Raw genomic sequence first — 22,456 nt, 5'->3', positions numbered from 1 at the left:
ATGGTGGGCGCACCAGGGCTCGAACCTGGGACCCGCTGATTAAGAGTCAGCTGCTCTACCAACTGAGCTATGCGCCCGCCTGATGGCGGCATGGCCGGAAGCGGCGCGGGCTATAGCAAGCAGGGCCCCCCTTGTCGATAGGTCCATGGCAAGAAAATTGCGCCCTGTCAGCGCGTCCGCGGCAATTGCGCATCGCGGTAGACGTTGACGCCTATCAGCAGGCCGCAGGCGAACATCACCGAGACCATGGCAGTGCCGCCGTTGCTGACCAGCGGCAGGGGCACGCCGACCACCGGCAGGAGTCCCATCACCATGGCGGTGTTGATGAAGACGTAGAGGAACATCATGGCGGTGACACCGAGCGCCACCAGGCGGCCGAAATGATGCTGGCAGCGCAAGGCGATCGAGAAACCCCAGATCAGCACCAGGGCGAACAGGCCGAGCAGCACCAGGGCGCCCACCAAGCCCCATTCTTCGACGAAGGTGGTGAAGATGAAGTCGGTTTGCTTCTCGGGCAGGAAGTTCAGGGCCGACTGGGTGCCCTTGCCGAATCCCTTGCCGAACAGGCCGCCCGAGCCGATGGCGATCTTCGACTGGGTGATGTGGTAGCCGGCGCCCAGCGGGTCGCGGTCGGGATCCAGGAAGGTGAGCACGCGCCTGCGCTGATACTCGTGCATGAGCGACCAAGCGATCGGCAGGCAGGCGACGGCGCCTACGCCCGCCACCAGGAACATCCAGAGGCGCACGCCGGCCACGAACAGGAGCGCGGCGCCGCCCATCAGCACCATCATGGCCGTGCCGAGGTCGGGCTGCACCATGACCAGCGCGACCGGCATCAGGATGACCAGCAACGGCGGTATCACGTAGAGGAGGCGCGCCGCCTCCTCCTTGCGCAGGCCGTGATAGTAGCGGGCCAGCACCAGGATCACCGCCACCTTGGCGATCTCCGAAGGCTGAATCTGGATCGGTCCGAGCACCAGCCAGCGCTGCGCGCCCATGCCGGTCTTGCCGACCACGTCGACCGCCACCAGCAGCAGCAGGGCGATGACGTAGATCGGCCAGGCGAGCGCCAGCCAGACGCGCGGCGGCACCAGCGCCGTCACCAGCATGACCCCGAACGCTCCGACGTAGCGCATGGCGTGGCGCGACGCCCACGGATCGAAGCGGCCGCCGGCCGCCGAATAGAGTGCGAGCACCCCGATTCCCGCGATCGCCGTCAGCACCAGCACCAGGCCCCAGTTGATGCGCCAGATCTTCTCGGTGAAGCCGATCGGCGCCGGCGCGTCGAGCGCGCCGCCCTGCATCGAGGCCAAACTCATCGCGGAGCTCTCATCGCGACGCCATCTTGCGGAAATTGTCGGTGCGGCGCGACGGGTCGCGCTTCATGGTCTCGAGCAGCACGTCGCGGCCGATCGGGCCCGCCGTCGCGCCGCCCGCCATGCCATGCTCGACGATGACGGCGCAGGCATAGCGCGGATTGTCGACCGGCCCGAAGCAGACGAACAGCGCGTGATGCCGCAGGTGCCAGGGCAGCTGGGCCTGGGTGATGCCCAGCGCGCGTTCGCGCTCGGTGATGCGTTTGACCTGAGCGGTCCCAGTCTTGCCGGCGAAGCGCATCGCCGGCTCGATCAGCTTGCCCTGGCCGTCGATCCGCAAGGCATTGGCGGTGCCGTGGCCCGCGTTCACGACCTGGGTCATGCCCTCGCGTACGATGGCGAGATGCTGAGGATTTAGGCGCAGCGAGGGGGCATTCGGTTTGACGCGCGCCGGCGGCGGCGCCAACTCCTCGCGCGGGGTCGCCGAGGCGAGCAGCAGGTTGGGTTGGACCTCGTAGCCACCATTGGCGATGCGCGCCGTCATGATGGCAAGCTGCAGCGGCGTGGCGTTCATATAGCCCTGGCCGATGCCGAGATTGAACGTGTCGCCGTGTTGCCACGGCTTGCCGAGCTTCTCCTGCTTCCAGGCGCGGCTCGGCTGGTTGCCGGTCGACTCGCCGGGCAGGCCGAGCGCGCTCGTGTGGCCAAATCCCAGCCGGGCACCCATCTCGGCGATGCGATCGACGCCGGCGCGGCGCGCCGCCTCGTAGAAGAAGCAGTCGCACGAGACGGCGATCGCCTCGGTGACGTTGGTCGAGCCATGACCGCCGCCGAGCCAGCAATGGAACTTGATCTTGCCGAGCTCGATGAAACCAAGGCAGGGCAGCCGCGTCCACGGATCAATTGCCTTGGACTCGAGCGCCGCCAGCGCCGTCACCATCTTGTAGGTCGAGCCCGGCGGATAGACGCCGGCGATCGACTTGTTGTGCAGCGGCCGCTCCGGGCTGTCGAGCAGATCGCGCCATTCGCTCTGGGTGATTCCGCGGGCGAAGGTGTTGGGATCGAAGCCCGGCGTCGACACCATGGCCAGGATGTCGCCAGTGACGACGTCCATCACCACGACCGAGCCGCTCTGGTGCTGCTTCAACTTCTCGGCGACGAAGCGCTGCAGGTCGAGATCGACAGTGAGGAGGGCGTTGGAGCCGGGCTGGCCCTCGGTGCGGTCGAGCTCGCGGACGACCCGGCCGACCGCGTTGACCTCGACCTGAACGGCACCTGCGCGGCCGCGCAGGTCGTCCTCGAGCGAGCGCTCGACGCCCTTCTTGCCGAAGCGCAGCGTGGGGAGCTGCAGCACCGGGTCGTCACGGCCGGCGAGGTCCTCGTCGGCGACACGGCCGGTGTAGCCCACGATGTGGCTCATCAGCTCGCCTTCCGGATAGTCGCGCGACTGGCCGAGATCGATGAACACGCCCGGCAGGTCGGGAGCGTTGAACTCGACGCGCGCCACCTCCTCCCAGCCGAGGTTCTCGCGCACCACGACCGGCTGGGCGTTGCGGCTGCGCCTGAGCTCGCGCAGCAGGCGCACCTTGTCGGCCTCGGCGAGGGAGAAGATCTGGTCGAGCCGGTCGATCAGCAGCTCGGCGCCGCGACCACGATCGGAGGTCGCCATGCAGCGGAAATTGTTGCGGTTGACGGCGAGCGGCTTGCCCGTGCGATCGAAGATCAGGCCGCGCGACGGCGGCAGCAGCCGGAGATTGATGCGATTCTCTTCGGCCAGCGTGGCGAAACGCTGGGTCTCGAGGACTTGCAGCTGGTAGAGCCGGCCGGCGAGCGCCGACATCAGCACAAGCTGGGCGCCGCCCAGCAGCAGGGCGCGCCGCGTGAACAGGCCGGAGCGCTCGCCGTCGCCCTTGCGATAGCGCATCACGGGGCGGTCCCTCCCGGCCGCGCCGTGCCGCGCGACAGCTCAGGCACATTCAGCGGATCGCGCGCCCGAATGCGGGCCAGAAGCGGGCCGATGAGCGGGTAGAGCACGACGATCACGACGTACTGTACGAACGCCGCGCGCGGAGCAATCACCGTCCAGGTCCACAGCGAGGTCAGCGACCAGACCAGGACGACGAAGCCCAGCGCCAGCAGGCAGAACCCGGCCCATTGGAACAGGAAGGGCACCCCGACCAGGTAGCGCCGGTTCGCCACCACTGTGGCTCGGATCAGGACGAACCCCAGCGCGCTCACGCCGACCGGTGCGCCGGGCCCGCCGAGCAGCAGATCGAGCAGCACGCCCATTACCAGCAGCAGCGGCCCGGGCAGCCGCTCAGGGGTGGCCAGGCTGAATTGGAACACGGTCAGCGCCGGCAGGAGCGGCAGGGCGTCGGCGAGGTACGGCACGCGCAGTGGCGCCAGGGTCAGCAGCACGAAGAACAACAGCACCGTGCCGGGCAGCGCAGCCCGGCCCCAGCGATCGAGCGTGCCGAGCGCCCCGTCGACCCGCATCTCAGCGCACCCTCTGGCCGGTCGACGATACGCCGGGCGGGGTGGTCGGCGGCGCCGAGCCCGGATTGCTTACCAGGCCGGGCACGCCGTAGTCGACGACGCGGACGAACTCGAGGCGCGAAAAATCGGCGAACGGCCGCACCCGCACGCTGCCTTCGCCGGTCTCCACCACCTCGCCTACGGGGATACCGACCGGAAAACTGCCACCATGCCCCGAGGTGATGATGCGATCGCCGCGCTGCACGCCGGCGACGCTCTGCAGCAAGGTGAGACGAAGCTGCGGGGAATTGTCGCCGACCACGATGGCGCGCTCGCGCGTGCGCTCGATCAGCACCGGCAGGCGCGAATTGACGTCGGTGACGAACAGCACGCGGGCGCTGTTCTCGCCGACCTCGGCGATACGCCCGGCGAGGCCCTCACCGGTCACCACGGCCTGGCCGTGGGCCACCCCGGCACGGCGGCCGACATTGAGCAGCGCGCCACGCACATAGGCACTGACGCTGTCGCCCACCAGGCGGGCGGTGATGAACGAAGCCTCCGGCCCTTCGCGAAACCTGGCCAGCCCGCGCAGGCCCTCGTTTTCGTTCTCGAGGCGGCGGGCGGCGGTCTGCCAGGCGAGCAGCCGGGCGTTCTCCTCACGCAGGCGCGCATTCTCCTCGCGCAACGAGGCGAATTCCTGCAGGTCGGCGATGGCGCGGTTAGCCACCCCGACCGGCCGGGCGATCGCCTCGAGCATCGGGGCGGCGAGATCGAGCGCCACCACGCGGACATGCTCGACCAGCACCGTGTCGGCCTTGCCAACCAGCATGATGGCGAACGCCGCGATGACGAGCAGGCCGAGCGCAAAGCGCTGCACGGCCGAGCGCACCTGGCCAGCGACTACCTCGAAGTCGTCCCGGATCGCCATGTCCCGCCCATACTACCCCGGACTCCGCTTTTCGCCTCCCCCGATTACGGGGGACGGCTCATGGCCGGGAGCGCGCCACTCCGTGGCGCTCATGCTCTTCTTTCGATCCACGATCGGTGTGTTTGCAATCCCTTGAGCGCCACGGAGTGCCGCGCTCCCGGCCCATGACCCCTCCGTCCTCGACGACGCGGACACCCCGGCTTGGCCGGGGAGGGGCATGACTTCAGTACATCGACGACAGAACGCCGCGCAGGCGGTCGATGTTCTCGACGGCATGGCCGGTGCCGAGCGCGACGCAGAGCAGGGGATCCTCGGCCACCGACACCGGCAGGCCGGTGGCCTGGCGCAGGACGGTATCCATGTTGGTCAGCATGGCGCCGCCACCGGTCAGCACGATGCCCTTGTCGACGATGTCGGCGGCGAGCTCGGGCGCAGTGTTCTCGAGGGCGACCTTGACGGCCTCGACGATGGCGCTCACCGGCTCCTGCAGGCTTTCGGCGATCTGCCGCTCGGTGATGATCAGCTCCTTCGGCACGCCGTTCATCAGGTCGCGGCCCTTGATCTCCATCGTGCGGCCCTCGCCGTCCTCGGGCGGGCAGGCCGAGGCGATGGTCTTCTTGATGCGCTCGGCCGAGCTCTCGCCGACCAGCAGGTTATGGTTGCGGCGGATGTAGCCGATGATGGCCTCGTCCATCTTGTCGCCGCCGACGCGCACCGAGCGCGGATAGACGATGCCGCCCAGCGACAGGATGGCGACCTCGGTGGTGCCACCGCCGATATCGACCACCATCGAGCCGGTCGGCTCGGTGACCGGCAGGCCGGCCCCGATCGCCGCGGCCATCGGCTCCTCGATCAGCCAGACCTTGCGCGCGCCGGCGCTCTCGGCCGATTCCTGGATGGCGCGCCGCTCGACCGCGGTCGAGCCGGACGGCACGCAGACCACGATCTGGGGATGCGCGAAGCTCCGCCGGTTGTGCACCTTCGAGATGAAGTGCTTGATCATCGCCTCGGCGACCTCGAAGTCGGCGATGACGCCGTCGCGCAGCGGACGGATCGCCTGGATGTTGCCGGGCGTGCGGCCCAGCATCATCTTGGCCTCCTCGCCGACGGCAAGAACCTGGCGCTTGCCGGTCGCCGTGGTCAGGGAGACGACAGACGGCTCGTTCAGGACGATACCGCGGCCCTTGACGTAGACCAACGTGTTGGCCGTGCCGAGATCGATCCCCATGTCCGCCGAAAACAGCCCGATGACACGCGAGAGCATTTAGTGAAGTCTCTGTAATTGCTAGGAAATTCAGGCCCGGCATACAATGCTTACGCCTGCCGTCGAAGCGCGCACGGGTTTAGACCGGCCAACCGGGTCCCGCAAGGTCATTCACGGTCGCGGCACCGCGGCTGCAGGCGAAGGTGATTCGTCAGGAAGGGTGAATCGTGAGGGTCTTGATTGTCGGTGCAGGCATCGCCGGTCTGACGTTGAGCGCCCTGCTGCGCCAGAAAGGCATGGTGCCGCAGATCGTCGAGCGCGCGGATGACTTCCACGCCAGCGGCTACATGCTCGCTCTCTTCCCGATGGGCAATCGCGTGTTGCATGGGCTCGGGGCCTACGATGCCTTTCGCGCCGCCAGCGAGCCGATGGACACCTACACGATGTGCAACGGTCATGGCGAGCCGATGCAGACCTTCGACATCGCCGGCGCGCTCGGCAAGTACGGCGACACCCGCCAGCTCTCGCGTGCCGACCTGCTGCAGCTGTTGCGGAACGCGGCGCCCGACGTGCCGCTACGCATGGCGACCCGGGTGACCGCGCTGGTCGATCACGGTGCCGAAGTCGAGGCGCTGGCGGAGGGCGAAAGCCTCGGCCGCTTCGATCTCGTGGTTGGCGCCGACGGCATCCATTCGACCGTTCGGCAGCATGTCGCAGGCGAGATCGCGATGCGGCCGACAGGATGGGGCGGCTGGGTGTGGTGGGCGCCCGCCGCGGCCGCGCCGCGCACGAAGGTGACCGAGTACTGGGGCGCCGGTCGCTTCGTCGGTGTCTATCCGGTGCGCGACAGGGTCGGCGTCATCGCCGCCGGTCCGATCGACGAGATCGGCCATGCCCGGATCGGCGGCCGCGGCGCCCGGCTGGCCGAGCTGTTCGCCGACTACCGCGGCGTCGCCCGCGAGCCGTTCGCCGCCATGCCGGCCAGCGACCGGGACATGTTCTTCTGGGCGCTCGAGGATTGCCGGGCGCCCCATTGGTCGAAGGGCCGTGTCGTGCTGATGGGCGATTCGGCCTGCGCCTTCCTGCCGACCGCCGGCGTCGGCGCCTCGATGGCGATGGAATCGGCTGCCGTGCTGGCCGACGAGCTCGGCCGCAGCGACGCCAGGGGTGTGGCGCTCGCCCTGCAGCACTACGAGACCCGCCGGCGCAGGCGCGCCGAGGGCGCCCAGACGGCCAGCCGGCGCATCGCCAGCATGATGTTCATCAGCTCCATCCCCGTCGCCTGGGGCCGCGATCACCTGATGAAGTTCTACTCGATCGAGGAGTTCGGCAAGGAGATCGAGAGGAGCCTCAGCGAGCCGATCTAGGCCGGCAGTCTCGCGTGTCATGCCGGGCGCGGCGTGCTCGGCCTCGACGTGCGCGGCGTCCGCGAGGCCCGGTCACCTGCTTGGAAAGTTCATGCTCCTCCTGGACCGCGGGCGTCCCGCCCGCTGATGCTCATGAATCATGAGCGGGCGGAACGCCCGCGGTCCAAGAGAACACTCGGGGCTTCCAGCGCGCCTTCACTGGGTCGCGGGCTTTGCCCTGCTCGCTTCCTTCGCCAGGGCCTCGATGTCCTGCTGCGACAATCGCCGCAGATCCTCGTAGGCCTTGCGTGTGAACTCGGCCCGGCCGGTGCCCTCGCCGCTCAGCGTGTACTTGCCGTCGCGCTCGACGAACAGGAAGTAGAACGGCAGGGCGGGATTGCCGCGCGCCGTCACGATGGCCACCGAGCGATCGTCGTTGCAGCCATAGAGGTCCCACGCCGTGCCGCCGAACATGCGGCTGCTGCCGGCCGGGCCGCGATCGCACTGGAGCCGGCGCTCCGACGGGCCCTGCGCCAGCGCAGCCGTCGCCGCCGGCATCAGCGTCAGGGCAAGGAAAAGGCGGTGGATCATAATCCCATCATCTTGGCGATGGTGTTGCGATGGATGTCGTTGGTGCCGCCGCCGATCGAGCCCACGCGCACGTCCCGGAACAGGCGCTGGACATCGTGCGCCATGGTATAGCCCGCGCCGCCCATGATCTCCATGGCGAGGTGGGCGCAGCGGAACTCGCCGTCGGTGCCCTGGATCTTGGCGATAGCCGTCTCCTCGACCGGATTGAGCCCGGCATCGAGCATGTCGGCCAGCCGCCAAGTCAGCGCCTGCGTCGTCTTCAGGAGGATGCGCATATCGGCGAACTTGTGCTGGATCGCCTGGAACTTGGAGATCGGCTGGCCGAACTGGCGGCGCTCCACGGCATAGGCGCGGGCATACTCGATCGCCCAATGCATGTTGCCGCAAGCCTGCGCCGCCAGGCAGAGGCGTTCGAGATTGAGGCCCTTCATCAGGCCCGCCCAGCCGCGATTCTCCTCGCCGATCATGTGATCGGCCGGCACGAACACGCCGTCGAGGAAGATCTCGTTGGCGTGCGTCGTGCGCCGGCCGAGCGTGGGCAGCGGCTGCATGGTGAGGCCGGGCGCGAGGGCGTCGACCCAGAACAGGGTGACGCCCTTGTGCCGCGCCTCGCTGTCGGTCTTGGCCACCACCATCAGGTAGTCGGCGACATGGGCCGCGCTGATATAGAGCTTCTGGCCGGTGAGCCGGTAGCCGTTGCCGTCGCGCACGGCACGCGTCTTGATGCCCGAGGCGTCCGAGCCGGTGTCGGGCTCGGAAAGCGCGAAGGCCGATTTCAGGCGGCCGGCGCAGATCTCGGGCAGGTAGCGGCGGCGCAGATGCTCGCCGGCGGTGAGCTGCAGATGCATGCCGCCATAGACCACGGTGGGCAGGTAGCACGACGAGGCGCCGCTGTAGTGACGCGCCAGCGCCTCGACCAGGATCACCAGGTCCTTGCGGCTGCCGCCCATGCCGCCATAGGCGGGATCGTAGGGCAGCGCCATGTAGCCCGCCTCGGCCAGCGCATCGAACGCGGCGTGCGGGAACTCGCTCGCCGCATCGAGACGGCGGATCTCCTCGACCGGCAGCACGCGCGCCAGCAGTTCGGCAACATTGCGCCGGATCAGCTTCTGTTCGTCGGTCAGCCCGAAATCGTCGAGGTCGGTCATCGCGCCTTCGAGAATCCAGGCTAGTCGAACACCACGACGCCGCGCGCCACCTCGCCCGCCATCATCCTCCTGAACCCTTCGTTGATGTCGGCGAGCTTGTAGGTGCGGCTGATCAGGCCGTCGATGTTGAGCCGCTTGTTCATGTAGTGGTCGACCAGCACGGGGAAATCGAGGTCGGGCCGCACCGAGCCATAGAAGGTGCCGCTCACCGTCTTCTCGGTGAACACCATGTTGAACGGCGAGTACTGGGCGCGCTGCCTGGGCGACGACACGCCGACCGCCACGGCATGGCCGCCCGGCGCCAGGGAATCGAATGCCAGCGCCTGGGTCCTGTCGATCGCCACCGCGTCGAAGGCGAAGTCGACGCCGAGCCCGCCGGTGATCTCCTTCACCTTCTTGGCCGCGTCCTCGTTGGTGCTGGTGTTGATCGTGTGCGTGGCGCCGAACGTCTTCGCCATCTCGAGCTTGTTGTCCAGAAGGTCGGCGGCAATGATGGTGCCGGCGCCCGACAGGACCGCACCCTGGATGGCGTTGAGCCCGACACCGCCGCAGCCGATGACCAGCACGGTCGAGCCGGTCGGGATCCGCGCATGACGGGTGACGGCACCGACGCCAGTGGCTACGCAGCAGCCGACCAAGGCGGCCTGCGGCCACGGCATGTCCTTGCGGATCGGCACCACCATCTCCTCGGGCACGACGACTTCCTCGGCGAAGGTGCCGATGCGCGCCATCTGGTAGATGTCCTGGCCCTTGTGCTTGATGCGCAGGGTGCCGTCGTAGAGCCCGGCCGGCGGCGTGCTGTTGCGGCCGATGCACAGCACGGTGCGGCCCTGGCTGCAGTAGTGGCAGCGCCCGCAGTGCGGCCGGAAGGAGAAGATCACGTGATCGCCCGGCTTCACCGTCGTCACGCCCGGTCCGCACTCGGCGATCTCGCCCGCTGCTTCGTGGCCGGGCACGATCGGCAGGGGCGAAGGCCAGTCGCCGTTGATGATATGCCAGTCGCTCTGGCATACGCCGGACGCCTTCATCCTGACCCGCACCTCTCCCGCCCTGGGCGGGCCGAGCTCGCACTCGAGTACCTGCAGCGGCTCGTTGGGCTTGAACAGTATGGCGGCCTTCATGTCGGTCCTCCCCTCGCAGGAGGATTACTTAGACGGTTTGGCGGACCGCCGCGAGCCTCCGCGCGGTCGCGCAGCCGGCCCGACGTTGCGCTCGACATTGCGCGCCGTGCGGTCAAGCAGGGCCATCATGGCGGCCTGAGCGCCCTCAGCGTCCCTGCCCCGGATCGCGGCGAGGACTGCGCGATGCAGAGGCACCGAAGGCGCCGGCGCCCCGGCATGCCGCGACGCCGCGCGGACGAACACGCCCAGCGCGGCTTCGGTGAGGGCGCCAAAGGCCACCATCACGTCGTTGTCCGTCGCTGCCAGGATCGCTTTGTGAAAGCGAATGTCGGGATCGGCGAACAGGGTGGCGTCGTGCGCTGCGCGCTCCATCTCCTCGAACGCCGCCTCGATCGCCTTCAGGGTCCCCGGCGTATGGCTTCGCGCCGCCATGGCCGCCGCCGCCGGCTCGACCACCGCGCGCACATGGAGGAGATCGAAGAGGAATTTCGGCTCGGCCTGTCCATTTTTCAGGCGCCACGCCAGCACGTCGGCGTCCAGCATGTGCCAGGCCTCGCGCGGCCGGGCGCGCGTCCCCGACCGCTTGCGCGAGGCGATCAGGCCCTTGGCCGACAGAAGCTTGAAAGCCTCGCGAACGACCGTGCGGCTGGCGCCGAAGCGGCGACACAGCTCGAGCTCTCCGGGCACCAGCTCGTGCGGCTGGTAGATGCCCGCGACGATGGCCGAGCCGAGCTCTTCCGCAATGCGGCCGGCGCCTCCGACTGCGGCTGGGCGGTGACTCACAGGCCCTGGCTTTCGTTTCTCCTCCCCAGCTTCGCTGGGGAGGTGTCGCCGTCTATGCTCCTTCTGGATTTCGGCGTAGCCGAAATCCAGAGAGTCGCACTGGCGACGGAGGGGTCATGGCTCTCATGACTCATGACCCCTCCGTCCGCGAAGACGCGGACACCCCAGCGAAGCTGGGGAGGAGAAAGACGGCGACGGCGAGAAGGCATGTCGGTCATTGTTGACAGAGCGGATGAGTCGCCGGACGATATGTCAGACATAATAATGCGCCAAGTCAAAAGCCGGGAGGACGCGCACATGAGAAGCCTCAATCGTCGTACGATTCTCGGCGGCGCCATTGGCGCCCTGGCCGCACCGGCCGTCCATGCCCAGGGCGGCAAGCCGTTCGCCGGCACGACCATCAACGCCTCGTGCTTCCAGACGACCTACTTCGAGTATCTCAAGAGCTACTTCCCGCAGTTCGAGGAGAAGACCGGCATCAAGGTGAACTTCACCATGCAGGCCTTCCCGGTCTACAACCAGCGCACCGACCTCGAGCTCTCGACCAAGGGCTCGGCGCTCGACGTCATCAACGTCACCTTCATCTATTCCGGGCGCTGGATCGGCGCCGGCTGGGTTACCAATCTCGATCCCTTCACCAAGGACGCCAAGCGCACCCCGGCCGACTGGGACCCCGAGGATTTTGCCGGCGGCCCGCAATCGGCGATGAAGAACGCCAAGGGCGAGACGTTCGGCTTCACCTGGGAGGCTGGCGCGATGATCCTGGGCGCGGCGCGCTACGACTTGATCGAGCGGGCGGGGCTCGGCCTGCCCAAGACGTTCGACGAGCTGATCAAGGTGTGCGACGCGGTGCACAACAAGGAGAACGTCGCCGCCTTTACCGCTGACAAGCTGCATCACTGGAATTGGATTCCCTATCTGATGGGCGCCGGCGGCAACGTGTTCAAGGCGCCGCCGGACAACCTAACGCCGACCCTCGACACGCCGCAGGCCGCCTCGTCCGCCGCATGGTACGCCAACCTGCTCACCAAGTACGGGCCGGACGGCATCCTGTCCTACTCCGACGACCAGTCGATGCGCTCGCAGATGTCGGGCCGCGCCAACATCCGTACCCAGGCCATCACCTGGATGGTGCCGCTGGCCAAGCATGCCGAGAGCACGGTGCAGAAGACGGTGCGCTACGGCCTGATGCCGGCCGGCCCGACAGGCAACTTCCCGGGCTCCAACAGCCATGGTCTCGGCATTCCGGCGGGCTCCAAGAAGAAGGAGGCGGCCTGGGAGTTCATCAAGTGGGCTCTGTCGAAGGAGACGATCGCCATGGTCGTCAAGAACCACGGCTACCCGAGCGTTTGCCGCATGTCGGTCATCAAGAGCCCCGAGTTCAAGCAGGTGCTGACGCTCAATGGCCAGGACGTCGCCGCGCTGTTCCTCGAGGTGCTGCAGCTCGGTGGCAAGACCGGCTACATGAAGTATCGCACCGTGCCGGTCTATCCGCAGGTCGGCGACAAGATCAACAAGGCGATCGAACGCATCGCCACCAGGCAGCAGGACGCTCCAGCGGCGATGAAGCAGGCCCAGGCCGAGGCGATCCAGGACCTGCAGAAGGCGGGCATCAAGATTGATAAGTGAGATCTTCTCCTCCCCTCCTCATACGAGGGGAGGTGTCCGCGTCTTCGCGGACGGAGGGGTCATGGCCGGGAGCGCGCCACTCCGTGGCGCTCATGCTCTTCTTCCGATCCGCAATCACTGTGTCCGTTATTCCCATGAGCGCCACGGAGTGGCGCACTCCCGGCGCATGCCCCCAGCTCCGCTGGGGAGGAAGCCATGATGAGCGGCTTCCGACGCTCCCAACACCGCTTCTTCGCTCTCTGCGTCGCGCCCTCGCTCGCGGTGCTGGCGCTGATCACGCTGCTGCCGTCGCTCTACCTTCTGGCCACCAGCTTCACGCCGCTCAACCTCACGCGGCCGGAGACGCAGTGGGATTTCTCGCAGCCTTTCGTGAGCTATGACCAGCTCCTGTCCGACTCGCGCCTGCACAACTCGGTCTGGGTGCAGATCAAGCTGTCGTTCTGGACGGTGCTGCTGCAGCTGCTGATCGGGCTTGGCCTTGCGCTGCTGCTCAACATGCGAACGCGCCTGCTCGAAGCGCTGCGCACCGTGTTCCTGATCCCCATGGTGCTGCCGCCGATCGTCGTCGCCATCATCTGGAAGGTGATATACACGCCCGACATCAGCCCGATGCACGGGATTTTCCGGGCGCTCGGCTGGAACGTACCGGCGCTGATCACCGACCCCGATTGGGCGCTGACCTCGATCATCATCGCCGACACCTGGGAATGGTTCCCCTTCACCATGCTGATGGTACTGGCCGGGTTGCAGATGATGCCGCAGGAGCTGCTCGACGCCGCCAAGGTCGACGGCGCCACGCCCTTGCAGCTCACGCGCTACATCACCCTGCCCTTCATCAAGGGCGTGCTGCTGGTCGCGGGCCTGTTCCGGCTGATCGATTCGATCAAGGCGTTCCCGCTGATCTTCATTCTGACCGACGGCGGGCCGGGCAATCTCACCGAGGTGACCAACTACTATTCCTACCTGCAGGCCTTCAACTTCTCCTATCTCGGCTTCTCGAGCGCCATCACCATCGCGCTGCTCGCGGCGACCATCGTGCTGAGCTGGGTGATCGTGCGCATGGTCGGCTGGGGAGCCGCCGTTGACTAGGGAGGGCAGAACCAGGCGCGGAACCCGGCGCGACCGTATCGTCCTGCAGACGCTCGCCGTCTCGATGGCGCTGCTCGCCTTGTCTCCGTTCCTCTGGCTGCTCCTGATGTCGTTCAAGACCAATGCCGAGATCTTCCGCTTCCCGCCGCGGCTCTTCTTCGACGCCACCCTGGCCAACTACGCCGCGCTGTGGACCTCGGAGTTCCGCAATTCCTTCGCCAACAGCCTGATCGTGGGCGTCGTCTCGACGGCGCTCTCCCTGGTGATCGGCGTGCCGGCGGCCTACGCGCTCTCACGCTGGACGACGCGCGCAAGCGGCACGATCACGCTGTGGATCCTGGCCAGCCGCATGGCGCCGCCGATTGCCTTCACCATCCCCTACTTCCTGGTCTATCGCCATCTCGAACTGCTCGACACGCTGACCGGCCTGGTCATCATCTATCTCACCTTCAACCTGTCGCTGGTGATCTGGATGATGCGGCCGTTCTACGACCAGTTGCCTCGCTCGCTCGAGGAGGCCGCCTGGATCGACGGCGCCACGATGTGGCAGGGCTTCCGCCGCATCATCCTGCCTTTGTCCGGCCCCGGGCTGGCAGCGACCGCCATCCTCTGCTTCCTGTTCGCCTGGAACGACTTCTTCTTCGCCCTGATTCTGACCCGCACCGAGGCGATGACTGCGCCGGTCGCCGTGGTCAACTTCATGAACTACGAAGGATGGGAATGGGGCCGCATCGCCGCCGGCGGCACCATGATCATGCTGCCGGTGCTGGTCTTCTCCTTCGTCGTCAGGCGGTACCTGGTACATGGTCTCACCGGAGGCGCGTTGAAAGGATGACCCTTCTGATCACCGGCGGCGCGAGCGGCATCGGCGCGGCGACCGCGAGGCTCGCGGCCGCGCGCGGCCACAAGGTGGCGATCAACTACCGCTCGCGCGAGGAGCAGGCCCGCAAGGTCGTCGCCGACATCGTGGCCCGGGGCGGCCAGGCGGTCGCATTACCCGCCGATGTCTCCCGCGAGGCCGACATCGAGACGCTATTCGAGGCGGCCGAGCAGGCGCTCGGGCCGGTCACCCATCTCGTCAACAGCGCTGGCATCGACGGCGGCACGATGCGGGTCGACGAGTTCGACGAGGCGGTGCTGACGCGGTTGTTCGGCGTCAACGTGGTCGGCCTGATGCTGTGCTGCCGCGCCGCGGCGCGGCGACTGTCGACCCGACGCGGCGGCAAGGGCGGAGCCATCGTCAACGTCTCGTCGATGGCCGGCACCATCGGCGGCCGGCCCGGCAAGTCGGCCTACGCCGCGAGCAAGGCCGCCGTCGATTCCTTCACCATGGGCTTTGCCAAGGAAGTGGCCATGGAAGGCATCCGCGTGATCTCCGTCCGGCCCGGCATGACCGAGACCGAGATGACCGAGCAGGCGCTCGCCGATCCGACGACCCGCGCCGCCGTCTCGGCGACGATCGCCATGGGCCGCGTCGGCCGCGCACCGGAGATCGCCAATGCCATCCTGTTCGCCCTTTCGGAAGAGGCGAGCTTCATCTCCGGCGTCACGCTCGACTGCTCGGGCGGCGGCTTCGTGTTCTGGCAGCGTTAACGCCTGTCGCGGAGCAAGTGCTCCGCCTGGGACACACTTCCGTCATCCCGAACGCAGGACAGGGCATTCGCATTTGCCACTTCTCCATCATCCCGAGAATGGCCCTTGGCGCCAACATCGTGCAGAGGTGTCCTGCGTCGGTGTTTCTTGACCGTCCTCGGCGAACTGCCTAGCGTTTCGCAAAAGAAGAAGCGCATGGGCACGACGATGACGCCCGGTGCGGGAGGAATGCGATGACGAAGCTGCTCTCCGAGGCAGCGCTCGCGCGCTACCGGCGCGATGGCTTTCACTTTCCGATCGATGTCCTGTCGGCCGACGAGGCGTCGGATGTGCGGGCCAGGCTGGAGGCGTTCGAGGCGCGCGACGGCAAGCCGCTCGCCGGCGGCATGCGGCACAAGGCCCATCTGCTGTTCACCTGGCTCAACGACCTGGTGCACAACCCGCGCATCCTCGACGCAGTCGAGGACGTGCTGGGTCCCGACCTGTTGTGCTGGAGCTCGACCTTCTTCATCAAGGAGGCGCACGATCCGGGCTTCGTGTCGTGGCACCAGGACGCAACCTACTGGGGCCTGTCCTCGCCCGATGTGATCACCGCCTGGGTGGCATTGTCGCCTGCGACTCTCGAGTCGGGCGCCATGCGCATGGTACCCGGCAGCCACAAGACGCAGCACGCCCATCGCGAGACCTGGGCGAAGGACAATCTCCTGTCGCGCGGCCAGGAGGTCATGGTCGACATTGACGCCAGCGGCGCGGTCGACATCCTGCTGGAGCCCGGCCAGGCCTCTCTGCACCACGTGCTGATCGTGCACGGCTCCGAGCCCAATCGCTCCGCCGACCGCCGCATCGGCTTCGCCCTGCGCTACATTCCGACCCATCTGCACCAGACCGTGGCTGGCCCGCGCGACAGCGCCACCCTGGTGCGCGGCGTCGACCGCTACCATCACTTCGACCACGAGCCGGCGCCCGACAGCGACCTGTCGGAGCGGGCGTGGGCGGCGCACCGCGACGCCGCCGAGCGTTCGGCGGCGATCCTTTATGCCGGCACCCGCACACAGAGCTTCGAGAACGTCGTGCGCGGCTGATCGCGCAGGGAGACCATCATGGCGCGCAAGCTGACGGATGCCCAGGTCGCGGCCTACCGCCGCGACGGGTACCTCTTCCCGGTTCCGGCCTTCGACACCGACCACGTAACGGCCAGCCGGCAGCGGCTCGAGGCAATCATGACGGCCGAGGGCGGCGCGCTGACGCGGCGCACCAACCAGAAACCGCACCTGCTGTTTCCCTGGCTCGCCGACATGATCCGGGACGCGGCGATCGTCGATGCCGTGGAGGACATTCTCGGCCCGGACCTGCTGGTGTGGGGCTCGGGCTTCTTTCACAAGCCGGCACGCGATCCGGCCTTCGTGTCATGGCACCAGGATTCGACCTACTGGGGCCTGTCGTCGCCCGACGTGGTCACTGCCTGGGTCGCCTTCACGCCGTCGACGCCGCTGTCGGGGTGCATGCAGGTGGCGCCCGGCACGCATCTCGCCGACCAGATGCCGCACCGCGACACCTTCGCCGGCGACAACCTCCTGACTCGCGGCCAGGAGATCGCGGTTACGGTCGATCGCAGCAAGGCGGTCGACATCGTGCTGCAGCCGGGCGAGATGTCACTGCATCACGTGCGGCTTGTGCACGGCTCGGAACCCAATCGCGCCGATCATCCGCGTACCGGCTATGCCATCCGCTACATCCCGACTTACGTGCGCCAGACCGTCGGCGAGCGCGACAGCGCGACGCTGGTGCGCGGGGTCGACCGCTACGGCCACTTCGAGGCCGAGCCGAGACCGCGGGCCGACTTCGATCCCGAGGCGCTGGCCTTCCACGCCCGCATGGTCGAGCGCACCACGGGCATCCTCTATACCGGCGCCAGCCAGCGCCGGGACCTGGGCGACGGCAGGTCGCTCGCCGGCCGCGGCTGAAAGGCGGCTGCAACAAGCAGGCAACGACAGGGAGGAAACCATGTTCGGCAGACGCAGGCTCGGATCGGTGGCAGCGCTCGGCGCGGCAGCAGTGGCGGCTCCGGCGGTCGCCCGGGCGCAGACGGCGCAGAAATGGAAAGTCCAGTCGCTGTGGCAGGCCGGCACCATCAACCAGAAGGTATTCGAGGACTTCGCCAAGAGGGTCAAGGCGGCGAGCGGCGGACGCCTCGAGATCGAGCCCCTTCCGGTCGGCCAGATCGTCGCCTACAGCGAGACTCTCGATGCCATCACTAACGGCATTCTCGACGGCCATCACAGCGGCGGACCGTATTTCTCCGGCAAGGAACCGGCGCTCGCCCTGATCGGCGACCTGAACGGCGGCTTCGAGAACCCGTACCAGATGCAGATGTGGTTCGAGTATGGCGGCGGCCTCGAGCTGGCGCGCGACATCTACAAGCGCTTCAACATCTATTATGTCGGCCCGGTGTGGTGGGGCGTCGAATCGGTGCCGGCCAAGAAGCCGCTGCGCAGCATCACCGACTTCAAGGGCGTCAAGATGCGCGTGCCGGAGGGCCTCGGGGCCGAGATCTGGCGCCGCGCCGGCGCCGGTGTCGTCACCCTGCCGGGCAGCGAGGTCTACACCGCGCTAGATCGCGGCGTGATCGAGGCGACCGACTGGGGCACGCTCGGCATGAACAACGACCTCGGCTATCACAAGATTGCCAAGTACCCGCTCTATCCCGGTTTCCATTCGATGCCGGCGGCCGAGGTCGCGATCGGCATGGACAAGTGGAACGCCCTCAGCCTGGATCTCAAGGTGCTGTTCGAGATGGCTGTGCGCGACTTCGCACGCGACATGGTGCAACGCGTCGCCCTGGAGGACCTGAAGGTGATCGAGGCCGCCAAGGCGGCCGGCGTCGAGCTGGTCGATGTCGGTCCGGCCGAGCGACGCAAGTTCCGCGAGCTGTCACAGCAGGCCTGGGCCGACTGGGCGAAGAAGAGCCCGACCGCCCAGAAGGTCTACGACAGCCAGACGGCCTTCCTGAAGAAGATCGGGCTGCTTTAGGTGGCGCTGCCGCCGGAGCGTGTCATCGTCTTCCGGACCGCGGGCGTCTCGTCCGCTCATGAGAAGAGCGGGCGAGACGCCCGCGGTCCGGAAGAGCATGAGGATCGCCTTATCCCCGGGAGGCAGCACGACTGGAGTCGCGCACGCCCGGCGGCCGCGTCCTGACGATGACGGATCCCAATACCCGTCCTGGCATGGCACTCACGCCGATCGACCGGCTGAGCCTGTGGCTCGGGCGCACGCTTGCCTGGGTGTTCCTGATCGCCGTCGCGCTCACCGCCTGGGAGGTGCTGATGCGCTACGCGTTCAACAGCCCGACCATCTGGGTGCACGACCTGGTGATCGCCCTGTCGGCGCTCGCCTTCGTTTTCGGCGGCTCCTATGCGCTGCAGCGGGGCGAGCATATCCGCATCTCCAGCCTCTATGACCGCATGCCGCCGCTCTGGCGCCACGGCTGCGACCTGCTCAATGCGCTGGCGATCATCTTCTTCATGGCCGCCTTCGGCTGGGCCGCCTGCCGCCAGGCGCTGGTCGCGATCGAGCTCGGCGAGACCAGCGGCCGCGCCTGGGACGTGCCGATCCCCGTGGTCATCAAGACCGCCCTGGCGGCGGGCGTCGTCCTGATGATCCTGCAGGCGATCGTCAATCTGACCCGCACCTGGCGGCGCGACCGGCCGTGAGCGTCGAATGGGTCACCATCCTGATGTTCGGCAGCATGATCGTCATGCTGCTGCTCGGGCTGCCGCTCGCCTTCGTCACCGGCCTGATCGCGGCGGTGTTCGGCATGGCCCTGTTCGGGCCGAAGAGCATGCTGCTGATCTCGAGCCGCATCTACTCGTTCATGAACGAGTACGTGCTGGTCTCGGTGCCGATGTTCATCATGATGGCCTCGATCATGGAGCGATCGGGAGTCGCCCGGGATCTCTTCGACGCCATGCGGGTGTGGGCCGGGCGATTGCCAGGCGGCCTCGCCATCCAGACCATGGTCGCCGCCACCATCATGGGGGCGATGACAGGCATCATCGGCGGCGAGATCGTGCTGCTCGGCCTGGTCGCGCTGCCGCAGATGCTGCGGCTGGGCTACGACCGCAAGGTCGCCATCGGCACGATCTGCGCCGGTGGCTCGCTCGGCACCATGATCCCACCCTCGATCGTGCTGGTCATCTACGGGCTCACCGTCAACGTCTCGATCGGGGATCTGTTCTCTGCCAACCTGATTCCCGGGCTGATGATGTCGGGCATCTACATGCTCTACATTTTCGTTCGCTGCCGCCTCGATCCGACGCTCGGGCCGGCCGCGCCGGAGCACGAGCGCAACATTCCGCTCGCCGAGAAACTGCGCCTGCTCAAGGGACTGATCCTGCCGGGAGTGGTGGCCGGCTCCGTCCTTGGCACGATCTATACCGGCATCGCCTCCGTCACCGAGGCGGCCGGCATGGGCGTGGTCGGTACCCTGTTCGCCGCCCTGGTGCGGCGCGAGCTCAACTGGTCGATGCTCCGGGCGTCCGTGCTTCAGACCATGTCGGCCTGCGGCGTGCTGCTCTGGGTCTCGTTCGGCGCCACCGCGATGATCGGCGTCTACAATCTCGCCGGCGGGCCGGCCTTCGTGCGCACCCTGATGGTCGGACTCGGCGTGGCGCCGATCGTCGTCGTGCTGATCATGATGGGGATCCTGATCGTGCTCGGCTGCCTGATGGATTGGATCGGCATCTGCCTGCTCACCATGCCGATCTTCGTGCCGATCATAAAGTCGTTCGGCTACGACCCGATCTGGTTCGGCGTGCTGTTCTGCATGAACATGCAGATCTCCTACCTGTCGCCGCCGTTCGGACCGGCCGCCTTCTACCTGAAGGGCGTGGCGCCGCCCGAGATCTCGCTCGATGACATCTTCCGGGCGCTGTGGCCCTTCATGGGCATGCAGCTGGTTGCTCTGTTGATCGTGCTGTTCTTCCCCGACATCGCCCTCTGGCTGCCGTCGCTGAACTGAGGTGCCCATGCATTTCCGAGCCGCTGTCCTGCACCAGGTCGATGCGCCGCTCCAGGTCCAGGAGGTCGAGATGGCGGCGCTGCGGCCCGGCGACGTGCTGGTGCGGGTGCGCGCCTCGGGTCTCTGCCATACCGATCTCGAGGTGATCCAGGGCTCGCTCGCCTACCCGCTGCCGATCGTGCTCGGCCACGAGGGCGCCGGCATCGTCGAGGCGGTCGGCAGCGACGTGCATTCGGTCAAGCCCGGAGATCACGTGATCTGCTCGTGGAACCCGAGCTGCGGCCACTGCTTCTACTGCGACCGCGATCAGCCGATTCTCTGTGAGCCTTTCACGCGGCACCAGCCGCAGGGCCACCTGCTCGACGGCGCGTCCCGCCTCAGCGTCGAGGGACGAAAGCTGCACCACTTCTCCGTCGTGTCCTCGCACGCCGAGTACTGCGTCGTTCCCGAGGCCGGCGCGATCGCAGTCCCCGAGGAGATCCCGTTCGACCGTGCCTGCCTGATCGGCTGCGGCGTCATGACCGGCGTCGGCGGTGCTGCCCGCGTCGCGCGCATCGATGGCGGCAGCTCGGTGGCGGTGATCGGCTGCGGCGCAGTCGGCCTGAACGCCGTCCAGGGCGCGATGCTGCAGCGCGCCGACACCATCGTCGCGCTCGACCGAGATCCGGCCCGGCTCGAGATGGCGCGGCTGTTCGGCGCGACGCACACCGTCGATTCCGGCGGCAACGACATCGTCGGACAGATCAAGGACCTGACCGGCGGCCGCGGCGTCGATTACGTGATCGAATCCGCCGGCCACGAGCAGGCCTTCCGCCTGTCGCCCGAGATCCTGCGCCCGGGCGGGCAATTGGTGTGGCTCGGCAAGATCAATGTCCAGCGCGACGTCGCCTTCCGCTGGGGCGCGCTGATGGGCGAGAAGCGGATCGTGCGCTCGAGCTATGGCGGGGCGCGGCCGCGCCGCGACTTCCCCTGGCTGGCGCGCCTCTATCTCGCCGGAAAACTGCGGCTGGACGAACTGATCACGCGGCGCCTGCGGCTGGACGAGATAAACGAGGGGTTTGCCGCCATGACGCGGGGCGAGATCGTGCGCGCCGTCATCGTCTTCTAATGCGCCATCGCCATCCGCCCCAGCAGCCCGGCTGGATCGACCGGCCGCACCGGTTCCTGGAGATCGGCGACCTGCCGCTCGAGAACGGCCAGCGGATCGCCGATTGCAGCCTCTGCTATGTCGAGCACGGCACCGCGAACCACGATCGCAGCAACGCGGTCCTCGCGCTCTCCGCCATCGGCAGCACGCATCACCGACTCGATGCCTGGATCGGCCCCGGCCGGGCACTCGATACCGATCGCTGGTGGATCATCTGCGTCGATGCGCTCGGCAATGGCCTCTCGAGCTCGCCGAGCACCAGCGAGCGTCAGCCCGGCCTCGCCTTCCCGCGCTTCACCATCCGCGACATGGTAGCCAGCCAGCGTCGCCTGCTGGACCATCTTGCGATCGGGCAATTGCGGGCAGTGGTCGGCGCGTCGATGGGCGGCATGCAGGCGCTGCAGTGGGCGGTCTCGCATCCCGCACGGATGCAGTGCGACATTGCCCTGGTGCCGATGGCCCGCACGTCGCCGTGGTCGCGGGCCATCAACGAGGTGGGACGCCGGTTGCTGACCTCGCATCCGGACTGGTGGGCCGAGGAGTCAGCCGAGGCCTGGATCGGCTGGACGGCCCTGATGCGCCTGGTCGCCAGCCGCACCCCGCAGGCACTGGCGCGGCAGTATGCCAAGCCGGACGATTTCGCCCCGGGGCTCGCGACACTCGACGCCTCCCGCGCCGCCGCCGGGCTCAGCGCCGTCGACTGGGTTTATCAGAGCTTTGCCTACGACACACACGACGTCGGTTTGACGCCGGGCTTCGATGGCGACCTGGGAAGAGCCTTGGCGACGGTTCGGGCGCGCACCCTGATCGCCGTGCCGCCGCTCGACCTCTACAATCCGGTCGAGGCCGGGCGTGAGGCCGCCGCCCTGATCCCGGGATGCGAACTCGTCGAGATCCCGTCGATCGCCGGCCACCAGGCGGCGGGCGGCACCGAAGCCGCTGAAACGGCCTTTCTCGACGCGGCGATGCGCCGGTTTCTGGCCTGATGCGATCCCGGCCATGAGGCGTCTGCCCCGACCATGATCCTGCCGCACTTGAATTGCCGGCGAGGTTCCTACGTTCATGACAG

21 protein-coding genes and 1 tRNA gene are annotated in these 22,456 nt (G+C 67.6%); 12 read left to right on the top strand and 10 right to left on the bottom strand.

Going from position 1 to position 22,456, the window contains the following annotated elements; genetic code table 11:
• Position 1 precedes the first annotated feature (1 nt).
• The 6 genes from AB7O82_RS23580 to AB7O82_RS23555 all read right to left on the bottom strand — a co-directional run bounded on the left by AB7O82_RS23580 (position 2) and on the right by AB7O82_RS23555 (position 5,983).
• A tRNA-Lys gene (locus AB7O82_RS23580) sits at positions 2–77 on the bottom strand.
• 90 nt (positions 78–167) lie between these two features.
• Positions 168–1,319 (bottom strand): rod shape-determining protein RodA, encoded by a 1,152-nt coding sequence (gene rodA / locus AB7O82_RS23575; protein WP_428551466.1) that lies wholly within the window; start codon positions 1,317–1,319, stop codon positions 168–170.
• Between the two features lie 10 nt (positions 1,320–1,329).
• Complete coding sequence (mrdA, locus tag AB7O82_RS23570) at positions 1,330–3,240, bottom strand: penicillin-binding protein 2 (protein WP_428551469.1); 1,911 nt, start codon at positions 3,238–3,240, stop codon at positions 1,330–1,332.
• Positions 3,240–3,812 carry a hypothetical protein gene (locus tag AB7O82_RS23565; RefSeq protein ID WP_428551463.1) on the bottom strand — a complete coding sequence of 191 codons (573 nt, stop codon included), beginning with the start codon at positions 3,810–3,812 and terminating at the stop codon, positions 3,240–3,242. The genes mrdA and AB7O82_RS23565 overlap by 1 nt, the downstream gene beginning before the upstream one ends.
• Position 3,813: 1 nt before the next feature.
• On the bottom strand, positions 3,814–4,719 hold the full coding sequence (gene mreC, locus AB7O82_RS23560) for a rod shape-determining protein MreC (protein ID WP_428551461.1): 906 nt from the start codon (positions 4,717–4,719) through the stop codon (positions 3,814–3,816).
• A gap of 223 nt (positions 4,720–4,942) precedes the next feature.
• Entirely contained in the window at positions 4,943–5,983 is a 1,041-nt protein-coding gene (locus AB7O82_RS23555; RefSeq protein ID WP_428551458.1) for a rod shape-determining protein, read from the bottom strand.
• A gap of 167 nt (positions 5,984–6,150) precedes the next feature.
• Here AB7O82_RS23555 and AB7O82_RS23550 point away from each other — a divergent pair, with 167 nt between their 5' ends.
• Positions 6,151–7,290 carry an FAD-dependent oxidoreductase gene (locus AB7O82_RS23550; RefSeq protein ID WP_428551456.1) on the top strand — a complete coding sequence of 380 codons (1,140 nt, stop codon included), beginning with the start codon at positions 6,151–6,153 and terminating at the stop codon, positions 7,288–7,290.
• Positions 7,291–7,485: 195 nt separating this feature from the next.
• Here the strand turns inward: AB7O82_RS23550 and AB7O82_RS23545 are convergent, their stop codons facing one another.
• Genes AB7O82_RS23545 through AB7O82_RS23530 form a run of 4 tightly spaced genes read right to left on the bottom strand, consistent with a single transcriptional unit; the run spans position 7,486 to position 10,912 of the window.
• Complete coding sequence (locus tag AB7O82_RS23545; protein ID WP_428551453.1) at positions 7,486–7,860, bottom strand: hypothetical protein; 375 nt, start codon at positions 7,858–7,860, stop codon at positions 7,486–7,488.
• Positions 7,857–9,008, bottom strand: a complete 1,152-nt coding sequence (locus AB7O82_RS23540) for an acyl-CoA dehydrogenase family protein (protein ID WP_428551450.1) — start codon at positions 9,006–9,008, stop codon at positions 7,857–7,859. Before AB7O82_RS23540 ends, AB7O82_RS23545 begins: the two co-directional genes overlap by 4 nt.
• 20 nt (positions 9,009–9,028) lie before the next feature.
• Positions 9,029–10,129 carry a Zn-dependent alcohol dehydrogenase gene (locus AB7O82_RS23535; RefSeq protein ID WP_428551447.1) on the bottom strand — a complete coding sequence of 367 codons (1,101 nt, stop codon included), beginning with the start codon at positions 10,127–10,129 and terminating at the stop codon, positions 9,029–9,031.
• A 24-nt stretch (positions 10,130–10,153) separates the two neighbouring features.
• Positions 10,154–10,912 (bottom strand): FadR/GntR family transcriptional regulator, encoded by a 759-nt coding sequence (locus AB7O82_RS23530; RefSeq protein WP_428620292.1) that lies wholly within the window; start codon positions 10,910–10,912, stop codon positions 10,154–10,156.
• A gap of 297 nt (positions 10,913–11,209) precedes the next feature.
• Here AB7O82_RS23530 and AB7O82_RS23525 point away from each other — a divergent pair, with 297 nt between their 5' ends.
• The 11 genes from AB7O82_RS23525 to AB7O82_RS23475 all read left to right on the top strand — a co-directional run bounded on the left by AB7O82_RS23525 (position 11,210) and on the right by AB7O82_RS23475 (position 22,373).
• Entirely contained in the window at positions 11,210–12,541 is a 1,332-nt protein-coding gene (locus AB7O82_RS23525) for an ABC transporter substrate-binding protein (protein ID WP_428551283.1), read from the top strand.
• 195 nt (positions 12,542–12,736) lie between these two features.
• A complete protein-coding gene (locus AB7O82_RS23520; RefSeq protein WP_428551280.1) occupies positions 12,737–13,630 on the top strand; it encodes a carbohydrate ABC transporter permease in 894 nt (297 codons plus the stop codon).
• Complete coding sequence (locus AB7O82_RS23515; protein ID WP_428551277.1) at positions 13,623–14,465, top strand: carbohydrate ABC transporter permease; 843 nt, start codon at positions 13,623–13,625, stop codon at positions 14,463–14,465. Before AB7O82_RS23520 ends, AB7O82_RS23515 begins: the two co-directional genes overlap by 8 nt.
• Entirely contained in the window at positions 14,462–15,223 is a 762-nt protein-coding gene (locus AB7O82_RS23510; protein WP_428551274.1) for an SDR family oxidoreductase, read from the top strand. The genes AB7O82_RS23515 and AB7O82_RS23510 overlap by 4 nt, the downstream gene beginning before the upstream one ends.
• A gap of 233 nt (positions 15,224–15,456) precedes the next feature.
• Complete coding sequence (locus AB7O82_RS23505; RefSeq protein WP_428551271.1) at positions 15,457–16,305, top strand: phytanoyl-CoA dioxygenase family protein; 849 nt, start codon at positions 15,457–15,459, stop codon at positions 16,303–16,305.
• 18 nt (positions 16,306–16,323) lie between these two features.
• Positions 16,324–17,187 (top strand): phytanoyl-CoA dioxygenase family protein, encoded by an 864-nt coding sequence (locus AB7O82_RS23500; protein WP_428620290.1) that lies wholly within the window; start codon positions 16,324–16,326, stop codon positions 17,185–17,187.
• Positions 17,188–17,227: 40 nt separating this feature from the next.
• The gene (locus AB7O82_RS23495) at positions 17,228–18,253 is read left to right on the top strand and encodes a TRAP transporter substrate-binding protein (protein ID WP_428620288.1); all 1,026 of its coding nucleotides are present in this window, start codon (positions 17,228–17,230) and stop codon (positions 18,251–18,253) included.
• 167 nt (positions 18,254–18,420) lie between these two features.
• Positions 18,421–18,933 carry a TRAP transporter small permease subunit gene (locus AB7O82_RS23490; RefSeq protein ID WP_428551264.1) on the top strand — a complete coding sequence of 171 codons (513 nt, stop codon included), beginning with the start codon at positions 18,421–18,423 and terminating at the stop codon, positions 18,931–18,933.
• On the top strand, positions 18,930–20,240 hold the full coding sequence (locus tag AB7O82_RS23485; RefSeq protein ID WP_428551262.1) for a TRAP transporter large permease: 1,311 nt from the start codon (positions 18,930–18,932) through the stop codon (positions 20,238–20,240). Before AB7O82_RS23490 ends, AB7O82_RS23485 begins: the two co-directional genes overlap by 4 nt.
• Before the next feature lie 7 nt (positions 20,241–20,247).
• Positions 20,248–21,348 carry a Zn-dependent alcohol dehydrogenase gene (locus AB7O82_RS23480; protein WP_428551259.1) on the top strand — a complete coding sequence of 367 codons (1,101 nt, stop codon included), beginning with the start codon at positions 20,248–20,250 and terminating at the stop codon, positions 21,346–21,348.
• Entirely contained in the window at positions 21,348–22,373 is a 1,026-nt protein-coding gene (locus AB7O82_RS23475; RefSeq protein ID WP_428551256.1) for an alpha/beta fold hydrolase, read from the top strand. The genes AB7O82_RS23480 and AB7O82_RS23475 overlap by 1 nt, the downstream gene beginning before the upstream one ends.
• Positions 22,374–22,456: the final 83 nt, after the last annotated feature.

The organism is Reyranella sp. (assembly GCF_050185545.1).
GTDB lineage: Bacteria > Pseudomonadota > Alphaproteobacteria > Reyranellales > Reyranellaceae > Reyranella.
The sequence above is the reverse complement of the archived record's forward strand: the minus strand, read 5'-3'. Positions and strand labels throughout refer to the sequence as shown.